General features: G+C 35.2%; 15 protein-coding genes, 1 tRNA gene and 2 pseudogenes. 5 read left to right on the top strand and 13 right to left on the bottom strand.

Features of this window, described 5'->3' with window-relative positions; translation table 11 throughout:
• Positions 1 to 7 precede the first annotated feature (7 nt).
• From NU09_RS03060 to NU09_RS03075, 4 genes are read left to right on the top strand one after another with little or no spacing between them, the layout of a single operon-like run.
• Positions 8 to 1,195, top strand: coding sequence for a SusE domain-containing protein (locus NU09_RS03060; protein ID WP_129749785.1), 1,188 nt, complete (start codon positions 8 to 10; stop codon positions 1,193 to 1,195).
• Between the two features lie 10 nt (positions 1,196 to 1,205).
• Entirely contained in the window at positions 1,206 to 2,396 is a 1,191-nt protein-coding gene (locus NU09_RS03065; RefSeq protein WP_129749786.1) for a glycoside hydrolase family 76 protein, read from the top strand.
• Between the two features lie 28 nt (positions 2,397 to 2,424).
• Positions 2,425 to 4,773, top strand: a complete 2,349-nt coding sequence (locus NU09_RS03070; RefSeq protein ID WP_129749787.1) for a GH92 family glycosyl hydrolase — start codon at positions 2,425 to 2,427, stop codon at positions 4,771 to 4,773.
• A gap of 17 nt (positions 4,774 to 4,790) precedes the next feature.
• A complete protein-coding gene (locus NU09_RS03075; protein WP_129749788.1) occupies positions 4,791 to 5,936 on the top strand; it encodes an MFS transporter in 1,146 nt (381 codons plus the stop codon).
• A 60-nt stretch (positions 5,937 to 5,996) separates the two neighbouring features.
• Here NU09_RS03075 and NU09_RS03080 read toward each other — a convergent pair whose 3' ends face one another.
• The 3 genes and pseudogenes from NU09_RS03080 to NU09_RS03090 form a co-directional block, all read right to left on the bottom strand.
• Positions 5,997 to 8,156, bottom strand: coding sequence for a TIM-barrel domain-containing protein (locus NU09_RS03080; protein ID WP_129749789.1), 2,160 nt, complete (start codon positions 8,154 to 8,156; stop codon positions 5,997 to 5,999).
• 400 nt (positions 8,157 to 8,556) lie between these two features.
• Positions 8,557 to 8,748: pseudogene (locus NU09_RS03085) on the bottom strand (sensor protein KdpD); the annotation flags it as partial.
• Positions 8,749 to 8,757: 9 nt separating this feature from the next.
• On the bottom strand, positions 8,758 to 9,567 hold the full coding sequence (locus tag NU09_RS03090) for an alpha/beta fold hydrolase (protein ID WP_165357650.1): 810 nt from the start codon (positions 9,565 to 9,567) through the stop codon (positions 8,758 to 8,760).
• Between the two features lie 315 nt (positions 9,568 to 9,882).
• Here NU09_RS03090 and NU09_RS03095 point away from each other — a divergent pair.
• Positions 9,883 to 10,548, top strand: a pseudogene (locus tag NU09_RS03095) (IS6 family transposase).
• A gap of 403 nt (positions 10,549 to 10,951) precedes the next feature.
• On the opposite strand, the gene NU09_RS03100 reads toward NU09_RS03095, so the two are convergent.
• The 10 genes from NU09_RS03100 to NU09_RS03145 form a co-directional block, all read right to left on the bottom strand.
• A tRNA-Ser gene (locus NU09_RS03100) sits at positions 10,952 to 11,039 on the bottom strand.
• A 147-nt stretch (positions 11,040 to 11,186) separates the two neighbouring features.
• The gene (gene ribB, locus NU09_RS03105) at positions 11,187 to 12,320 is read right to left on the bottom strand and encodes a 3,4-dihydroxy-2-butanone-4-phosphate synthase (protein WP_129749792.1); all 1,134 of its coding nucleotides are present in this window, start codon (positions 12,318 to 12,320) and stop codon (positions 11,187 to 11,189) included.
• 1 nt (position 12,321) lies between these two features.
• Positions 12,322 to 13,797: an LptF/LptG family permease gene (locus tag NU09_RS03110; protein ID WP_129749793.1), complete on the bottom strand. Its 1,476-nt coding sequence runs from the start codon at positions 13,795 to 13,797 to the stop codon at positions 12,322 to 12,324.
• 7 nt (positions 13,798 to 13,804) lie between these two features.
• Entirely contained in the window at positions 13,805 to 14,473 is a 669-nt protein-coding gene (locus NU09_RS03115) for a LolA family protein (RefSeq protein ID WP_129749794.1), read from the bottom strand.
• Positions 14,454 to 16,949, bottom strand: a complete 2,496-nt coding sequence (locus NU09_RS03120; RefSeq protein ID WP_129749795.1) for a DNA translocase FtsK — start codon at positions 16,947 to 16,949, stop codon at positions 14,454 to 14,456. Before NU09_RS03120 ends, NU09_RS03115 begins: the two co-directional genes overlap by 20 nt.
• Positions 16,950 to 16,994: 45 nt before the next feature.
• Positions 16,995 to 17,363 (bottom strand): diacylglycerol kinase family protein, encoded by a 369-nt coding sequence (locus tag NU09_RS03125; protein WP_129749796.1) that lies wholly within the window; start codon positions 17,361 to 17,363, stop codon positions 16,995 to 16,997.
• A gap of 14 nt (positions 17,364 to 17,377) precedes the next feature.
• Complete coding sequence (gene tpx, locus NU09_RS03130; RefSeq protein WP_129749797.1) at positions 17,378 to 17,875, bottom strand: thiol peroxidase; 498 nt, start codon at positions 17,873 to 17,875, stop codon at positions 17,378 to 17,380.
• Between the two features lie 123 nt (positions 17,876 to 17,998).
• Positions 17,999 to 18,559, bottom strand: a complete 561-nt coding sequence (locus NU09_RS03135; protein WP_129749798.1) for a helix-turn-helix domain-containing protein — start codon at positions 18,557 to 18,559, stop codon at positions 17,999 to 18,001.
• A gap of 83 nt (positions 18,560 to 18,642) precedes the next feature.
• Positions 18,643 to 18,903, bottom strand: coding sequence for a DUF6952 family protein (locus NU09_RS03140; protein WP_129749799.1), 261 nt, complete (start codon positions 18,901 to 18,903; stop codon positions 18,643 to 18,645).
• Positions 18,884 to 19,198, bottom strand: coding sequence for a thioredoxin family protein (locus tag NU09_RS03145; RefSeq protein ID WP_129749800.1), 315 nt, complete (start codon positions 19,196 to 19,198; stop codon positions 18,884 to 18,886). The genes NU09_RS03140 and NU09_RS03145 overlap by 20 nt, the downstream gene beginning before the upstream one ends.
• Between the last annotated feature and the right edge of the window lie 15 nt (positions 19,199 to 19,213).

The raw sequence follows: 19,213 nt of genomic DNA on the forward strand, positions 1-19,213 counted from the left end.
GAAAATTATGAGAAATATTTATTATAGTTTACTTAGTCTTGTAACGATGTTCCTTTTTGCATCGTGCGGCGATGATGATTATGCATTGCAGGTTGGATTTGAAGCTCCTACAGAGCTTATAACACCAGTAGACAATCATTATATTGCAATTGATCTTGAAAATACGGCACCAACTGTTTTTGAGTGGACTGCTTCTGAATCTAAATATGGAGGTGTAGTCCTTTATGAAGTGGTTTTTGATATCCCTTCCGGCGATTTTTCAAACCCTTTCTTCCGTATTCGATCTGCCGGAGGAGGCAGTCAAAATTACCTTTCCCTAACCTCAGGCCAACTTGTGTCGATTGCACGAGATGCAGGTATAGGAGTAGACTCTGAAGGTGAGGTTAAATGGACGGTAATTGCTTCTCAGGGAGGCGAGAGTAAGGTGACTGAGCAGGTAAATGTGTTAAAGCTTAAGCGCCCTGCAGGAATTAGTGATATACCAACAACATTATTTATATATGGTGATGGTTTTGAGGCTGATAGTTTTGATACAGCTATGCAATGCAAAATGATTGCTGATGGTACGTTTGAAATAATAGCATCGCTTAATGACGGGAATATTAAGCTTTGTAATTCATTAGCTGATGACAGGACTTATTATCAGCTTGGTGTAAATAACAAACTTATTGAAGCAGATGGTGAGGCCGATATACCAGTTACAGGTACCGGAAATGCATATAGGATAGTGATAGACTTTAACCTGTTAACTATTTCGTATACCGAAATACAAAATATTCAAATGATAAGAACCTGGCAATATAATTTGGGAGATTTAGTTTATGAAGGAAATCATAAATTCTCTGTTTCCGGCATTGCATTACCTTATTTTCATGACTGGGGTTACCCGGAGGAACGTTACCGTTTTTGGGTAACAACAAATAATGGACTGGAAATATGGGGCAGCTATCATAATGATGCTATGAACGGATCTAACATTCCTGGTCTTACAGCCTTTAATGTACAGCCGGACGGTACATCTGAACCTGAAGAATATTACAATATCTATAATCTTGCAGATATACCTAGTCCGGGTCAAAACCAAGACTGGACAGGTATGTATAAACTGCCTGTAGGCTCTGAAGACAAAACTGCAGATGTAATTATTGATATGTCGCCATCACAAGATTATAAACACTCTATTACAGTATACTAAAAATATAATTATGAAATATCTATATATAACCTGCTTTGTGTTTTTTGCCTCTTTACAGATATCCTGCCAGGAGAACGAAGATACAGGTCTTATTAGCGGTGGGAACACTGAACCGGAAGAGACAATAACTTATAGTGAAAAAGCTAAGCAGACATTTGATCTTATCCAGCAATATTACAAGATTAACAGTACAGGCTATTATCGTGAAAACTTCCCTGTGCAATCAGGAGATAGAGAATGCTCTTACTTATGGTCTTTAGATGGTCTTCTTTCAGGAGTAAATCAGCTAGTAGCATTAGGCTTTGATGACCCTGAGCTTAATCACTCTTATGTAGCTCTTGAAGGCTATTATGATACCCAGCGTACACCGTCGGCTTATGCTGCCTTTCCTGTACAATACAGCCAGGATGACCGCTTTTATGATGATAATGCTATTATTGCCATTGATTTGATTGAAAACTATGAGATTACAAACAATACGGCATATCTTAATCGTGCTAAGGAAATTGCACAATTCAGTCTTACCGGAGAAGATAATCTTACAGGAGGAGGATTATATTGGAGCGAGCAAAACAGGAATAATCCGGAAAGTGAACTATGCATGAAAGCTGTAAGTTCTACAGCATTTTCGGTAACATATCTGCTAAGGCTTTATGAACATACTGATGAGGAACAATACCTTCAGTTTGCAATGAGATTATATAACTGGCTTAATGAGTATATTCAGGATCCGGTTGATAATCTTTTTTGGAATGATATAAGAGTAAGCAATAATTTTGTGAACACGACAAAATGGACTTATAATAGCGGTGCTATGATTACTAATAATGTCCTTTTATATGAAATAACAGGAGAAGAGGTTTATCTTGACAGAGCAAGGACTATAGCAGCATCTACTTACACTCATTTTACAAGAACTGTAAATTCAAAGCTGTTTTTCCCGGCTAATGATTCGTGGTTTAATGTATGTCTTTTTAGAGGATATCTTGATTTGTTACAGTATGACCAAACGGCACAAAGTTATGTAAATGTATTTATACAAAATGCAGACTATGCATGGAGCAATGCACGTAACGAATATGATCTTTTTTATGAAGATTGGGCAGGCCAAAATCCGGGGAGGGATAAATGGTTGCTTCAACAGGCAGGTTTAGTAGAGATGTATGGAAGGATTGCCATTCTTAAAGGAGAGCAACAGTAACTAATAAACCTGTATTAATATTTTAATTATGATAAATAAAACTTTAAGTATATCTATAGCTTTAATCAGTTTTATAACAGTATTTGGTCAGGAAAAAAGGGAAAAACTTTCCGATTATGTAGACCCAAATATAGGTACGGCACACAGCCGCTGGTTTTTCTATACCCCGGCTTCCGCTCCTTTTGGTATGGCAAAACTTGGCCCATCTACTAATGCACATTTAGGTAATGCCCAAGGATGGGAAGCTACAGGTTATGATGACAGGGATACATCTATAGAAGGATTTGCATGCCTTCATGAATTTCAGATAGGTGGTATTGTTGTGGCTCCATCTGTAGGGCAACTGCAAACAGTGCCCGGTCCCTTAGAAAATCCTGATGCAGGTTACCGTTCCCGATTTGACAGGAAGGATGAGTATGCCACTTCAGGGTATTATTCTGTACTATTAAAAGATTATAATGTAAAAGCAGAATTAACAGCTACAAAACGCGTAGGTTTTCAGCGATATACCTTCCCAAAATCAGGACAGTCTAATATTATTTTTGACATTGGTAACAGGCAGGGTGAAAGCGGTGCCGTAAAAGAAGCCAAGGTAACCTTGACAGCTGACGGCAGAATTGAAGGCTATGTTATTACTACACCTGAATATGTGAAAAAATATCAGGCCGGAGCCGATGTGCGCATGTATTTTAGTGCCGTTGTAGATAAGAAATTTAAAGATTTTGGAGTGTTTAATCATAATGATATTAAACAGGGTGTAAAAACTACGAGTGGTGAAGGTGCTGGAGTTTACCTTGTGTTTGATACACAGGAGAATGAAACTGTAACCGTGAAAATAGGTTTGTCCCTTACTTCAATTGACAATGCACGAAACAACCTGGAATCGGAAGCAAAAAAACTTGGTTTTGATAAAGCTAAAAAGCAAAACCTAAAAGTATGGAATGAACAGCTTGGCAGGATTACAGTAGAAGGTAAAAATGAGAAGGATAAAATTAAGTTTTACACAGGGCTTTACCATGCTTTATTAGGCAGGGGAGTAGGTAGTGATGTAAATGGTGCTTATCCGATGAATAATGGACAAGTAGGACAAATACCGCTTGATGCTAAAGGAAAACCTCTTTATAATTATTATAATACAGATGCTATTTGGGGTGGTTTTTGGAATCTTACCCAACTTTGGGCACTTGCATATCCTGAATATTATGCCGATTGGGTACAGGGACAACTATTAGTATATAAGGATGCAGGATGGCTAGGAGATGGTATTGCAAGCAGTAAATATGTGTCAGGAGTTGGAACAAACTTTACAGGTTTAGCAATAGCATCGGCTTATAATTCAGGAATAAGGAGTTTTGATATTGAAACAGCTTATGCTGCAGCTTTGAAAAATGAGCTTGGATGGCAGAACCGTATTGAAGGAGCCGGCAAAATGGATGTGAAACAGTTTATAGAGTTAGGTTATGTTCCGCAGTTAGATGATGTCGGCTTCAATACTTATGCTAATGGTTCTGGCTTTTCGGCATCACACACACTGGAGTACTCTTACAGTGCCTATGCAGTAGCTCAGTTTGCCAAGGCTTTAGGTAAAAACGACGATTATAACAAACTAATGGGTTTATCTAATGGCTGGAAGCTTTTATATGATAACGAAACTAAATTTATAAGACCTAAAAATGCTGAGGGAAAATTTGTTGATAATTTTGATCCTTTACAGCCCTGGAGAGGTTTTCAGGAGGGTAATGCTTGGCAATACACCTTTTACGTGCCTCATGCAGTAAAGGAGCTAGTACAGACGTTAGGAAAAGATACTTTTAACGAAAGGCTTAATAATATATTTGAATCATCACAAAAAAACATTTTTGGAGGAGGAACAACAATAGATGCTTTTGCAGGACTTTCTGCATTATATAATCACGGTAACCAGCCTAACCTTCACATTTCATGGCTTTTTAATTTTTCAGGCAAACCGTATTTAACTCAAAAATGGGTTCATGCGATTTGTGATGAGTTTTATGGAACAGAAGGTGTACACGGGTATGGTTACGGGCAGGATGAAGATCAGGGACAATTAGGAGCCTGGTATGTAATGTCGTCTATAGGTCTTTTTGATGTAAAAGGCCTTACCGATGTAAATCCGTCATTCCAGATAGGGAGTCCTCTGTTTGATAAAGTGACTATAAAACTTCCAAAAGAATTAAACAGGAACAAATTTGTTATAGATGTTACTAATAATTCTAAAGAAAACATATATCTGCAGGATGCTGATTTAAATGGCGCACCTTTAAACCAGCTTTCTATACCATTACAGCAAATAGCAAATGGAGGAACCTTAAAATTAAAGGTAGGAAAATCACATTCTGAAAAATGGTCACAATAATTTTATAATATTTTTTGATGCAAAAAGAGTTATCATCACTTAAGCTTTTTCCAATATTATTTGGATTCTTTATAATGGGATTTTGTGACTTGGTGGGTATTTCGGTTACTTATGCCCAATCACAGTTTCAATGGAGCGAGTCTCAGGCAGGGTTTTTACCATCACTGGTTTTTTTATGGTTTTTTATACTCTCAATACCTGCCGCTATTGCAATGGATAAGCATGGGCAGAAAAAAATTGTTTTAACCGGGTTTATAATAACCTTTGCAGCTACATTAATTCCGGTAATTCAGTTCAATGAGATTACCTGTTACATAACATTTGTATTATTAGGAATAGGCAATACTTTTTTACAGGTTTCCCTTAACCTTTTGCTGGCAAATGTTGTAAACCCAAATAAATTAGGTAGTTATGTGACTTTAGGGCAGTTTATAAAAGCTGTTTCATCTTTTTTAGGACCAATAATTGTAGGCTATTTTTCATTGAAATATGCCTCTTGGGAAAAGAGTTTTTATATATATAGTGCAATTACATTAATAGTAATGCTTTGGTTATTTTTTACAAGAATTAAAGAGAGTCGCAGTGAAAATAATGTTTCAGGTCTTATTGAAACGCTTTCTCTGCTAAAAGATACCAGAATTATGCTTGCTTTTATAGGTATTTTATGCATAGTGGGTCTAGATGTAGGCATGAACATTGTAACGCCTAAGCTATTAATGGAGCGAATAGGATTAATAAAAGAAGAAGCCTCATATGGATCAAGCTGGTATTTTGCTGCCAGGACTATAGGAACGTTTTGCGGTGTTTTACTATTAACTAAATTACCTGAAAGGACATTTTTTAGGTTTAATATGTTATTAGTGCTTTTGGCACTAATAAGTCTCTTTATTGTAAATAGTCAATCTTTAATACTGTTATTTGTTTGTATTATTGCGTTTGGCTCTTCCAGTATTTTTGCAGTGATTTATACTATTGCAATAAAAATAAATCCAAATAAGACTAATGAAATATCCGGTCTTATGATAACCGGTGTTGCAGGAGGAGCTATAATACCACCACTAATGGGAACAGCCGGACAGATTTCTGGTTCACAACAAGGCGCATTACTTATACTTTTAGTTTGTGTTGTGTATTTAAGTTTTTGTTCTTTTAAACTTAACTAAAAAACTAAAGGCTCTGTTGTCTGTTTCATATTCAGACAACAGAGCCTTTATCTTATCTTATTATAATTTTACTTTTATAATATCTTTTAGGGTACCATTACCGTTATAAACTTTATTATTCATTATAACTTGTACATTAATATTACGTATAATGGTATCAGTATTCATATTTCCTTTTTTATTACTTACTTTAACAAATACTGTTTTACCCTTTTTCTGAGCAATGAATTTAATCAAACTAAATTCACCATTTTCAAAATTCCAGTTATCACCTTCATCTATATAAAGTTCACCTAAAGCCTTACCATTCTCGTCAAGACAGACAATAAGCGTGAGGGGATCAAAAGAATTTTCATTAGTATTCTGAATAATTTTGCCTACAGGTAATATACTTCCTCCTCTAATCTTTATTTGAGCCTGGTAAGTATCCTCTAAATCACCATCAACCAAACTAAATTCTTCCCAAATACCAGAAGGTAGTGCCGGATCTTTTGCAAACGAAGGAATAACTAATAAGTCTTTACCTAATAAAAATGCTTGTTCTTCAGCTCTAAGTTTTAAGTCTTTACTATCTGCAAAAAAAACAGGAGCCATTACAGGTAATCCAGTTTTGTGCGAATTATAGAATAAAGTATATAGGTGGGGGAGTATACGATAGCGTCTCTCTAATGCAATTTTTGAAGATATTTCAATGTCTTGTCCAAAGGCCCATGGTTCTTTATTATTTGTACCAGCACAGGCATGTCCCCTGGCAAAGGGCATAAAGGCTCCAAACCCAAGCCAATTAGCCCATAAATCACCACTTGTATTGCCTAAAAAACCTCCAATATCCGGACCGTTAAAAGGTTGTCCAGAAAGCCCCAGAGTTAAAGACATGGGTACAGATAGCTTTAAGTGTTCCCAACTTGCATAATTATCACCGGTCCATGTTGCAGCATAGCGTTGTCCCCCTAAAAGATTAGCTCTGGTAAGTAGAAAAGGCCTTTTATTAGGGTTTGTATTTATAATACCATTATAAGACGCTTCGACCATTAATCTTCCGTATGCATTATGATATAACAAATGTGAGCCTGCAGGTAAATTATCACCTCCTCTATGAGGAGTCTCATAAGGCATAGTTCCCAAGCGTAAATTTTCAGGTAATTCATTGTCATTAACTGCCGGTTCATTCATATCGTTCCAAACACCGTCAATACCTGTGTCAAGAAAATCTTTATAAATATCTGCCCACCATAATCTGGCTTGCGGCATTGTAAAGTCTGGAAAAGTACAATCACCAGGCCATACTTTTCCATGGTATTCTGTGCCATCCGGGTTTTTAACCCATATATCATTTTTAGTGCCTGACTGGTAAATATGATAATTCTCATCTACCTTTACTCCGGGATCAATCATGTATACAGCTTTGAAACCTTTTTGGTGTAATTTGTCATTAAGACCTTTAGGATTAGGAAACCTTTTTTTATCGAAGGTAAAAACTCTGTATCCATCCATATAATCAATATCCATCCAAATAACATCACATGGAATTTTTTTTAACCTGAATGTGTCTGCTATTTGAAGTACACGTTCTTCTGAATCATAAGAAAATCTGCATTGATGATATCCCAATGTCCATCGGGCAGGCATTTTAATTGTACCAATAAGTTCTGCCAGGCCTTTCATTACAGCTTGTGGAGAATCACGATCTATTACATAGACTCTAAACAATGCACCTTCTGAATTGTATATTATTTTATCTGAATCTGTTATAAGTTCAGCTTTCCATGTGCTGTCAAACAATATGCCGAAAGCTGTCCCATTGGCGCGAACACCCATAACCCAGGGATGGGTTTGATAAAGTCTTTTCCCATTTTCAACACTGTATGCTCCGGTATCTGTATTCCAAAGTTTAATTGATTGATTATTTCGCAATAGCGGCCCTGTGACTTCACCTCCACCGTATAAACTGACATTATCTTCTAATACAAGGGTAGCACTTGCTTTATCGGCCACTAAAGTAAACTCTGGAAGTAGTCTCCAATTTTCAGGAAGACTACTATAGTTAACAGGATCACTTTGTAATATTAATGAAGGTGTTTTATTCTTATCAAAACCTTGTGGTATGAACTCGGCAATGCCATTACCAACTAATGATTTTTTGTGAATAGGAATAGTTTGAGAAAATGATAAGATACTATAAAACAGAAAAAAAATGCAATAATATTTACTTCTAGTCATTAGGATTATATTTTATAAGTATCAAATATATGTAAATCAAACTAATTACTAAAACGTTTTACTAAATTGAATTGTAGCCTAGTTAGAAGATATTAGGCTATAACAATTACATGTAAATAATTAAGGATAGTATATACCTGAACAATAATAGTTACAGGCTTGTATCACATGCATATTATCTATTTTGATCTTGCTTTGCGGGTTTGTAGATACAAATGTTGAACTTATAGAAACCTTAATACAACTTTTGAATATCAATAATATAGGAAACAATCAGAAAATAAAAATTCACATGAACCGTGAGTTATCTTAAGTTTTTATAAAAAATTGTTTCTTTTGTTTTTCTATTGGTAACCTGATTAACTCCGTTATTTTGTGTCCACTTTTTGGTATGAATTCCAATATGTTGAGGCTTAAAAAAATTACCTAGGGCCGACTGGATTTTATCGGCTGTATATATTTTTCCTTCTTTAAGGCGGGTAATCAGCTCATCGGCGATTAAGTCAATATTTACCATCTCGTCGGCAGCTTTAAGAACACTGTAGGGAATTCTTTCCTTAACCTCAATCCCTGTTATTTCCTTAATATCATCAGGCATGCATTACTTTTTTGTGTCCAGAAATTCAATTATACGCCTGTCTACCTCATCTTTTTGGTCTATAGTAAGAAAATGCCCGGCATCTTCAATAACTGCAGCATTTATTTTAGGCAGTATTTTACCTGCTTTTTCAACTATATTACTATTATTAAGAATATCATGATCGCCAACAAGCACTAATACAGGTAGTGTTAACGATTCAAGTTCTTTCTTACTGAAAGGAGTCATTTGCAGCACATCAAAATTAGACTTTGTATTTTTTACACCAAGGTACATCTGTTCCTTAAAGGCAGGAGCTATTTTTTCGGGCCTGCGTGAGAGGGCATTCACAGCTTTTTTTAAATTATTTCTGTTTGGGAAGAATTTAAAATTAGCAGCTGTCATAGTTTTAGTGTCAACCTCAATATTGTTAAAGGTTTGTACCGGTGCCAGCAATATGAGTTTTTTTATTCTGTCCTTAGAATGTAGCGTATAATGTGTTGCCATCCATCCGCCTCTTGACATTCCGACAAGATTAAACTGTTCTAATCCGAGATTATTGAAAACCTGATCATACCAAGAAATAATCTCATCTGTATTAAGTTTATCGCCTTTTGAAACTGATTTTCCGGGCTCCATTAAATAATCTATGGTATATACCCTGTATTTTTTTGCATAATCCCCAATATTTGGATACCACATAGTAGAACTGGCGTCCATACCATGCAATAGTACCAACGGCTCACCGGATGTAGGACCGCTTATTATAACATGTGCTGTGCCAAAGGAAGTATTAATATCTTTTTCCTCATAAGAAACAGGCCATAGTTTCATTGTATTATTATACGAGGTGATATATTTTTGTTCGGCTTTAGAATTTTTAAATACAAAATGGCTGCTTGCTGTTTTTGTTGCCCCACAGCTAAATAATATAAAAGCAGATACTATAAAAAGTGATTTATTGAACATAGATACTAAGATTTATTATCAAATTTCTGACATAATACAGTTTATCTGTATGACCATTTTTAAATATTTAACTAAAATGGTATGTTTTTAACGGAGTTTCCAGCATATAGATTTTAAACAATATTGGTTCTGTCGCATCTACACATATGTTTTACCTTTGGTCTTTAAAATCTTTATTTCATGAATATCAAAGGTCATTGCTATCCGAAATCTATAATTCTTCAGGCCGTATATTTTAAGCTTAGGTTTACTCTGAGCTACCGCGATGTTGAAGAGATAATGAAGATTCGCGGCGTTTAGGTTGACCATGCTACGATTCAGCGCTGGGTGTATAAGTTCACACCATTTATTGAGTTGCAAATGAAAAAGAGAAAACTTTTCGTTGGGACTAGTTGGAGAATGGATGAAACATATATTAAAGTGAAAGATGTTTGGTTTTATCTGTACAGGGCAGTTGACAAATCAGGCAATACAGTTGATTTTCTGTTGACTAGAAAAAGGCAGAGGATGAGTGCCCAATCTTTTTTAATCAAAGCGATTACTAATAATTGTAAACCAAGAGTCATCAATATTGATAAAAGTGTTTCCAATACTGGGGCTATCAAGGTTTATAATAAACGTTCTTTACCTAAAATTAAAATTCGTCAATGTTAATATCTTAATAATATTGTGGAGCAAGATCATCGTTTTATAAAATGGAGAATACAAAACAGCTTAGGCTTTAAAAGTTTTGAATCAGCTAAGAGAACATTTAGTGGAATAGAAGTTATACATATGTTGAGAAAGAATCAGATGATTAATCCTGGGACAACTACGTTCAAATTATTCTGCAAACTGGCAGCATAATTTTAAAGTGCTTGAATTTCCTGGACTTAACAAACAGATGCGACAGAACCTTGATTTGTTGTTGTAGGAGATTTTGGAAAAAATAGGTTTTCTCCATTTAGATACTTTTCAGTTTTAATGTAAAAAATGACTTTTAACATGACTTATCTGTTTTTAAATTAATATTCAAATAGATTTAAAAACTTCATGAGTCCCTATTGTTTTTAGGGAATTCCCCGGGAATTCTATCTTTTTAGTTACCCTTTTTCTGTAAAATAATAAACAAAAAAGATAGGGTAACCAATAGGGTAACTGTCCTTTGATATTATATGTGTATTTTAGAATATGTCTAAAAACGAAAAAACCTTAAAACACTAGTGTTTTAAGGTTTTTTGACTTTTAAAGTTTCTTTTGAAACTTCCTTTGGCGGAGAAAGAGGGATTCGAACCCCCGGACCTGTTACAGTCAACGGTTTTCAAGACCGCCGCATTCGACCGCTCTGCCATTTCTCCAGTATGTCGCTATCATTCCCTGATTGCGGTGCAAATATAGAAAGCTTTTCCGGTTTTCAAAAACATTTTAAGTAAAAAAAGTAAAATATTTTAGCACTGTTTTTTAAGCCTTTCATTTACTTATGGTTAAGAAAAAAATATTTTTTCTTAATATTCCACATACTCGGTAATTTCCAGTCCGTAGCCTATCATACCTACACGTTTTGTTTGTGTAGAGTTTGTAAGAAGGCGTATTTTTGAGATATCAATGTCATGTAAAATCTGTGCTCCGATACCAAAGTCTTTCACATCCATTTTAATTTGCGGAGCTTTATTGATGCCTTTTGACTGTAATTCTTTTAACTCTTTTATACGGGTTAAAAGTTCAGATGGTTGAATTTCCTGATTTATGAACAGTATAGCACCTTTACCTTCCTTATTTATGCGTTGAAACATATTATCAAGCTTTCTGTCGGCATCGTTTGTTAGTGTGCCTAAAATATCATTATTAACCTGTGTTGAGTTAATACGTGTTAAAACAGGTTCTCCTATATTCCAGCTGCCTTTTGTAAGGGCAACATGAACTTGTTTGTTTGTAGTTTGCAGATAAGCCCTTAATCGGAAAGTACCAAACCTTGTTTCTACTTCAAAATCTTCTTTTTTCTGAATAAGGCTGTCATGCTGCATTCTATATGCGACAAGATCTTCAATAGATACCAGTTTAAGGTCAAACTTCTTAGCTACTTCATATAACTGCGGTAATCTGGCCATTGAGCCATCATCGTTCATTATTTCACAAATTACACCTGCAGGTCTAAAACCGGCAAGCCTTGCAAAGTCAATAGCGGCCTCTGTGTGACCTGTTCTTCTTAACACACCACCTTCTTTAGCTATAAGAGGAAAAATGTGTCCTGGTCTCCCTAAATCGTTTGGTTTTGTATTAGTATCTACTAAAGCTTCTACTGTTTTAGCCCTGTCGTGTGCTGAAATACCTGTAGTAACACCATTACCTTTAAGATCTATAGAAACTGTGAAGGCGGTTTGCATACTATCGGTGTTGTTGGTAACCATAACATTTAGCTCAAGTTCTTTACAGCGTTTCTCGGTTAGGGGAGTACATATAAGCCCTTTTCCATGTGTTGCCATAAAGTTTATCATCTCGGGAGTAACCTTATCAGCAGCGGCAAGAAAATCTCCTTCATTTTCGCGATCTTCATCATCAACAACAATAATAACTTTACCGTTGCGGATATCTTCTATAGCTTCTTCTATAGTATTTAGTTGTATATGCTCAGCAGACATTTTATTCTTCGTTTGATTTAATCTTAAATAATTTCATTGCGGCTTTTTGCAACGGAAGCATAATTGCATCCATATTAATCATACCAATATCATTAGTGGCTCTGTATGTTAGTAATATTGCCAGAGGTGTTAATACAATAGATGACATCCATGACCCGAAAAATGGAGGGATGCCGTTTTCCTGAGCCAGTTTTTTACCAAAAGTATTTATAAAGTGGAATACAATAAATATGATTACAGCAAATACTATTGGTAAGCCAATACCTCCTTTACGGATTATAGCTCCCAGAGGTGCTCCTATAAAAAACATTAAAAGACAGGCATAGGCAATAACAAATTTTTCGTATAATGCCAGCCAGTGGTTATTAATGTTCTTCATTCTTTCATTTTGTGCACTAATACTTTGCTTAACAATATTGGCACTACTGCTTGTATTGTTAATTGATATATCAAGTATTCTTTGTTTTTTGGAATCGACCATAAGGCTTAACAGGTCATTTTTATCTGTTTTTACAGAATCAGGAAGCTTTTCAAGATTACTGAAGTCTCTTTCTGAATAACTGGTTTTCCTGGAAAGTGCATTAGCGGTGCGCTTTACTACATTGTCAGTTATAGAACGCTTTTCTTTGTTATAATTATTTTCCAGTGAATCAAGAGTGTAAGTAAGTTCACTTATAGTAAGCATTCCATTTGTTTGTGAAATTTTTTCCTCATCCATATCATCATTATTTAATATAGAAAGGTCAATATTCATAATTTGTTTAGAGAAAGTACTTTTAGCAAATGGAGCTTTTTGTTGTTCTCTTGAGTTCTTAGATTTAAGTTCCTCATAATAGTAACCGTTAAAAAGTTCAAGCTGTAGAAGATTAGAGGATTCATTGCTTTTAAGTAAGCCGTTTTTAGCTCTTATTATAGTTGACTGTATTTCTCCTTTACCTCTTTTATGAATAGTTACATCAGTAAGTTTTTCTCCTTTTTCGCCAGATTTTTTAGATACTTTTATATTAAAGTTGTCGCCAATTGAGTTGAACTGACCCTCAACAATAGCCATGGCTGGCTGTCGTTGAATTATATTTTTTCTAAGGTTAACAAACTTATATTCAGCCTTAGGGATAACATTATTTGCAAAGATGAATGCAACGATACTCAATCCTAAAATAAATATGGTAAGTCCTCTCATAGCGCGTCCTAAAGATATTCCAGAAGACTTCATTGCGGCAAACTCATAGTTTTCGGCAAAACTTCCAAAAGTCATAATTCCGGCCAATAGTATTGACAGTGGTAATACCAGTGGAATCATTTTAGGAGAATAAAACAAAAGAAACTTTATTACCAGCCAGGCATCAAGGTCTTTTCCTGCAAGTTCGGCAATAAACAGCCATATTCCCTGTAAAATAAATATAAAGAACAGGATAATAAATACTGTAGCAAATGTCGTGATAAACGATTTGAGGATATAGCGGTCTAAGATTTTCACCGGAAAACTAGTCTAATCTATTAATGTAATAATTAGGATATTTACTTTCGGTAAAGGTAAAATGATTTTTTGACAAAGGTTGATTTGTTTTAAAAGAATTTATGGTAAAAGTGCTTTTACTGCCATCTTTGTCTACTTGGATCAGATTATGGATGTGTTTTGTCTGATAATCAATGCCAATAAGTATTTCTTTAGCCTTGTTATTAGCATCAATAGGTTTCAGTTTTACATACTGTATTTTACGGCCTTTTACATTTTGAAGGATATCCATTGAATATTTATAGCCAGAACTAAAGAAAGTAAGCATTTTAGAAGGAGTAAGTTCGTCCTTCTTATCTTTATCATAATTTGAAATGGTTATTTCTTCGTCTTCCGGTACAATATTATATATTTTTTTACCGTCAAAGATTCGTGTAATGCCCATAAAGTTTAAAACATACATTTCTCCCTGCATAGAAACATTGCCTTTACTTTCCTGGTTAAGGTTACTATTTGGGTTGGAGTAGGAGTATTTAAAATCAAAAACTATATTTTCATATCCTTTAATTTTTGCTGATACATCATCAAGAAGCTTTTTAGCTTTTTGTGATGAATCCTGTGCGTTAAGTGAAAAGGTTATAAAAAATACGGTCAATACCCTTATAAAATTGTACATCTTAAAAGTTGTTTTCTTCATTCTTAAAAAATTGTTCCAGCGACGTAAGATCAGGGATTAAAACATTACGGGCTTTACTACCTTCAAAAGGACCTACAATACCAGCTGCTTCCAACTGGTCGATAAGCCTTCCGGCACGGTTGTACCCAAGTTTTAATTTACGCTGAAGTAATGATGCCGAACCTTGTTGGGCTGTAACAATAACTTCTGCGGCTTCTCTGAACATAGAGTCTCTCTCAGATACATCTATATCAAGATTGGTGCCACTTTCTTCACCTACATACTCTGGAAGCTGATAAGCATCCGGATATGCTTTCTGTGAACCTATAAATTCTGTTATTTTATCTACTTCCGGTGTATCTACAAAAGCACATTGTACACGCGTAAGGTCATTACCCTGTGTGTAAAGTAAGTCACCTCGGCCTATTAACTGATCAGCGCCCTGACTATCAAGAATAGTTCTTGAGTCAATTTTAGATGTTACCCTAAAAGCTATCCTTGCCGGGAAATTGGCCTTAATAATACCTGTAATTACATTAACCGAAGGTCTTTGTGTTGCAATAATAAGATGAATACCAATAGCACGTGCTAACTGAGCCAAACGGGCGATAGGAGTTTCAACTTCTTTACCGGCAGTCATTATGAGGTCGGCAAACTCGTCAACCACAAGAACGATATATGGCAGGAAACGATGTCCGTTTTCTGGATTAAGTTTTCTTTGTTTAAACTTATCGTTGTATTCTTTAATGTTTCTAACCATTGCATCCTTTAAAAGGTTGTAACGGTTGTCCATTTCAATACATAATGAGTTTAAGGTGTTGATGACCTTTGTGTTATCGGTTATAATAGCATCCTCACTATCAGGGAGTTTAGCCAGATAATGTCTTTCAATTTTATTAAATAAAGTTAGCTCAACCTTTTTAGGGTCTACCAGTACAAATTTAACTTCAGCGGGGTGCTTTTTATATAGTAACGAGGTAAGCACTGCGTTTAAACCTACCGACTTACCCTGTCCTGTAGCACCGGCCATAAGAAGGTGAGGCATTTTGGCAAGGTCTACCACAAAAGTCTCATTAGATATGGTTTTACCTAAAGCTATAGGCAACTCCATTTCTGCATTTTGGAACTTAGGAGAAGCTATTACGCTTTTCATGGAAACCATAGTTGGAGTTTTATTAGGTACTTCAATACCAATGGTTCCTTTACCCGGAATAGGAGCGATGATACGTATTCCTAAAGCCGAAAGTGATAATGCAATATCATCTTCAAGGCTTTTGATTTTTGAGATGCGTATCCCAGCTTCGGGTATTATTTCATATAATGTAACCGTAGGACCAACAGTTGCCTTAATTTGAGCAATGTCAATCTTGTAGTTTTTAAGAGTCTCTACAATACGGTTTTTATTTTCTTCCAGTTCTGCCTGATTGATAGTTATACCGCCTGAAGAGTACTCTCTTAGAAGCTCAATTGATGGCATTTGATAATTGGAAAGTTCAAGGGTAGGGTCAAACTCTCCAAAATCCTGAACAAGTTTTGCGGCAAGATTTTCTTCTACAACATCTTCTTCAGCAGACTTTTCTATTACGAAGCTTTCGTCGCTACTTTCAATTATCTCATTCTGTTTTGTCTCTTCAGGTTTAAAAGGTTCTTCCTTAGTTTTAGGATTCAGGTTAATTTCTGAAGAGTGACTTATAGTTGGTTTAAGTGATTCTTTATTTATTTCAAATTGAGAAGTAGGTATTGTTTTTAGCTCAATATTTTCTAAATCCAAATCGTCTTCTTCATCAGCTTCGTAAGCATTGTTTATTATAGGAGCAGTTATGCTTTCAGGAGTATTTTGTGCCTTTTCCTGTGCAGCAAGTTCCTGTAGCCTTTTTTCTTCAGCAGCTTCTCTTTCCTGTTGTCTTTTCTCAAAGAATGTTTTAATGGCATCCGGAGATATTTTAACCCTTAATAAAAGGAATACAAACAACCCGAAAATAAGTACAAGAAGAGTTCCTGTCTTGGCAAGATAATCCTGCATGTAAAGGTTTATTTCATAACCTATAATACCTCCTAATTCAGGAAGATACTGGTTGAAAAAACCAAAAAGGACCGAAAGGATTATTACCAGGTATAAATCCCAGAATAATGTTTTTTTAAGTTTGCCAACGGGTAAATCTAATACCAGATAAGATCCCAGTAAAAAGAAAAAGCGGATAAAAATAAAGGAAGCCGCACCAAACCCTCTATATATAAACAGGTCTGCAAGGTAAGCTCCAAACTTCCCCAGCCAGTTATATACCTTTTCCTGCCTGTTTCCTAAATCAGAAAGGCCACTTTGGTCAAAATCACCATATAAAAAATAAGAAACAAAAGAAAGCAGTAATGCTATGGAAAAAAGGAAAAACAAAATTCCTACCAATACTTTATTGCGCCTTGAAAGTTGGAATTTCTTTTTTTCCGTAGTGGGTTGAGCTTCTTTTTTGCCAGTATCTTTTTTATTGCTTTTTGCCATTTATAATTTGCTTACCTAATTGTAAAAATAGAATAAAACCTTAAATCAGCAGAAAAATTTAGGGTAATAAATAATTATGCCGATAGCTATTGCTGTAAGTGCCGCAAAAAATACGGCACCTGCAGCAATATCTTTTATAAAACCGATACGTTCGTTGTATTGCGGATGGATGAAGTCGGCTATTTTTTCGACTGCAGTGTTAAGTCCTTCAATAGAAATAACCAAGCCAATAGCAAATATTTGAAAGAGCCATTCGGTAGAGGATATTTCAAAATAAAAACCGGCTATGGTTACCAGTATTCCAATGGAAAACTGCACCATTATACTGTGCTCTGTAGTTAGCAGTTTTATTGCTCCTTTGGCAGCATAAACCATGCTTTTTAACCTGCCTGTAATAAACCTGTTGTCCTTCATCAAAAAGAAAATTATTAAAGTGCCGCTAAGGCATTTTCATAATTAGGCTCATCAGCAATTTCAGAAACCTGTTCAGTATATTTTACATTTCCGTTTTCATCAACAACAACTACAGCACGTGAGTGTAAGCCTGCAAGAGGTCCGTCTGTAATTGTAAGTCCATAGCTGTTTCCAAAAGAACCATCTTTAAAATCTGAAAGGGAAATTACGTTTTCAATTCCTTCAGCTCCACAAAAACGCTTTTGTGCAAAAGGCAGATCGCGTGAAATACAAAGAACTTTTGTATTTTTCAGTGAAGATGCTTTTTCATTGAACTTTCTTACAGATGTAGCACATGTCCCGGTATCAATACTTGGGAAGATGTTAAGTACAAGTTTAGTACCTTTAAAATCAGAAAGAGATACTGATGAAAGATCTGTTCCTGTTAATGTAAATTGTGGTGCTGCAGTACCGTTTTGAGGTAGTTCACCTGATGTTTTTACCGGATTTCCTCCTAAAGTTATGTTAGCCATTTTCTTAGATTTGTTAGCTAACAAAAGTAAGAAAATATATTATAAGAGTTTGGGTAGGGAGGTAGTTTTATAGTTATATTAAGACTAAGGCTGAGCTATTGTTTCTAACAAAAATGTATTAGCTTAAAGCTCATCTATTTTCCTACGTTTATTTTCTTTTACCGACTTGTAATGGGTAGGGGTGAAGCCTGTTACTTTTTTAAACTGACTCGATAAATAAGCCGCACTGCTGTATCCCATGGCTTCGGCAATTTCACTTAATGATAGTTCATCATATACCAGTAATTCTTTTACCTTTTCTATACGTTGGGCTATAAAGTATTTCTCAATAGTAGTGCCTTCAACTTCAGAGAAGAGGTTGCTTAAATAGGTATAATCATAATGGAGCTTATCGGCCAGCCAAAAAGAAAGATTTGTATTAAGTATACTGTCTGAATGATGAATTACATAAACAATCTCATTTTTAATTTGCTCTATAAGCCGGCCCTTTTTGTCGTTTATAATTTCAAATCCTAATTGTTTAAGGATAATTCCAAGTTCAGCGAGTTCTTGAGTTGACAAATTTCCTTCAATTTCCGCTTCACCTAAATCAATAGACTTTATTTTGGTATTTAGTTTTTCAAGCTCGTTTTTAACTGCAGTAATACAGCGGTTACAAACCATGTTTTTTATATAGATGTGCATTCTTATCAGTGTTGTTTTTAACAAAAGTAAACAAAAAACGCTCTGTTGTGATAACAGAGCGTTTAGGTAAATTATGTAAAAACCTAATTTTTATCAATTGCACCAAGAACACGTGTCATAAAGCTGTTTAGTGCTTCTTTGCGGTCCATTCCGTTCTTAACCATTTTATTTACCTCAAGGGCACCATACATGTTTGAGATAAGCTCACCTATAACATCAAGCTCTTCGTCTTTAAGAGAAGGAACTTCGGTTAATGCCTCAAGTACTTCTAGGGTTTCTATAATATAATCCTGGTCGTTATCTTCAATAAACTGGGTTAAATGCTTAATTACTGGTAACTTCATTGACTAATTCGGTTAAAACGTCTACTTTATTTGTTTGTGTCTGATTAACAAGAACACCGTTTTTAAAAGTGGCAAATGTAGGTAGGTTGTCTACTTTAGCCAGTTTTCTTGATTCCGGGAAATTCTCGGCATCAGCAATTACAAACGTTATGTTTTCATTTTCAGAAGCCATTTTTTTGAATTTTGGCTTCATGATTCTGCAGTTTCCGCACCATCCAGCCGAATATTGTACTACTACAACCGGCTCTCCTGAAACGATTTCTGCCAAATTATCTTTTTCCAGTTCTTTTAACATGGCTTCTTTAAATTT

The sequence above is a fragment of the Flavobacterium beibuense genome (assembly GCF_004151245.1).
Taxonomy (GTDB): domain Bacteria; phylum Bacteroidota; class Bacteroidia; order Flavobacteriales; family Flavobacteriaceae; genus Flavobacterium; species Flavobacterium beibuense_A.

Excerpts from the sequence above, each read along its gene's own strand:
- NU09_RS03075 (WP_129749788.1), top strand. The coding sequence starts at position 4,791 with ATGCAAAAAGAGTTATCATCACTTAAGCTTTTTCCAATATTATTTGGA.
- ribB (WP_129749792.1), bottom strand. The coding sequence starts at position 12,320 with ATGTCTGCTGAGCATATACAACTAAATACTATAGAAGAAGCTATAGAA.
- NU09_RS03080 (WP_129749789.1), bottom strand. The coding sequence starts at position 8,156 with ATGACTAGAAGTAAATATTATTGCATTTTTTTTCTGTTTTATAGTATC.
- NU09_RS03135 (WP_129749798.1), bottom strand. The coding sequence starts at position 18,559 with ATGCACATCTATATAAAAAACATGGTTTGTAACCGCTGTATTACTGCA.
- NU09_RS03120 (WP_129749795.1), bottom strand. The coding sequence starts at position 16,949 with ATGGCAAAAAGCAATAAAAAAGATACTGGCAAAAAAGAAGCTCAACCC.
- NU09_RS03145 (WP_129749800.1), bottom strand. The coding sequence starts at position 19,198 with ATGTTAAAAGAACTGGAAAAAGATAATTTGGCAGAAATCGTTTCAGGA.
- NU09_RS03070 (WP_129749787.1), top strand. The coding sequence starts at position 2,425 with ATGATAAATAAAACTTTAAGTATATCTATAGCTTTAATCAGTTTTATA.
- NU09_RS03060 (WP_129749785.1), top strand. The coding sequence starts at position 8 with ATGAGAAATATTTATTATAGTTTACTTAGTCTTGTAACGATGTTCCTT.
- NU09_RS03140 (WP_129749799.1), bottom strand. The coding sequence starts at position 18,903 with ATGAAGTTACCAGTAATTAAGCATTTAACCCAGTTTATTGAAGATAAC.
- NU09_RS03125 (WP_129749796.1), bottom strand. The coding sequence starts at position 17,363 with ATGAAGGACAACAGGTTTATTACAGGCAGGTTAAAAAGCATGGTTTAT.
- NU09_RS03065 (WP_129749786.1), top strand. The coding sequence starts at position 1,206 with ATGAAATATCTATATATAACCTGCTTTGTGTTTTTTGCCTCTTTACAG.
- NU09_RS03090 (WP_165357650.1), bottom strand. The coding sequence starts at position 9,567 with ATGAAACTATGGCCTGTTTCTTATGAGGAAAAAGATATTAATACTTCC.
- NU09_RS03115 (WP_129749794.1), bottom strand. The coding sequence starts at position 14,473 with ATGAAGAAAACAACTTTTAAGATGTACAATTTTATAAGGGTATTGACC.
- tpx (WP_129749797.1), bottom strand. The coding sequence starts at position 17,875 with ATGGCTAACATAACTTTAGGAGGAAATCCGGTAAAAACATCAGGTGAA.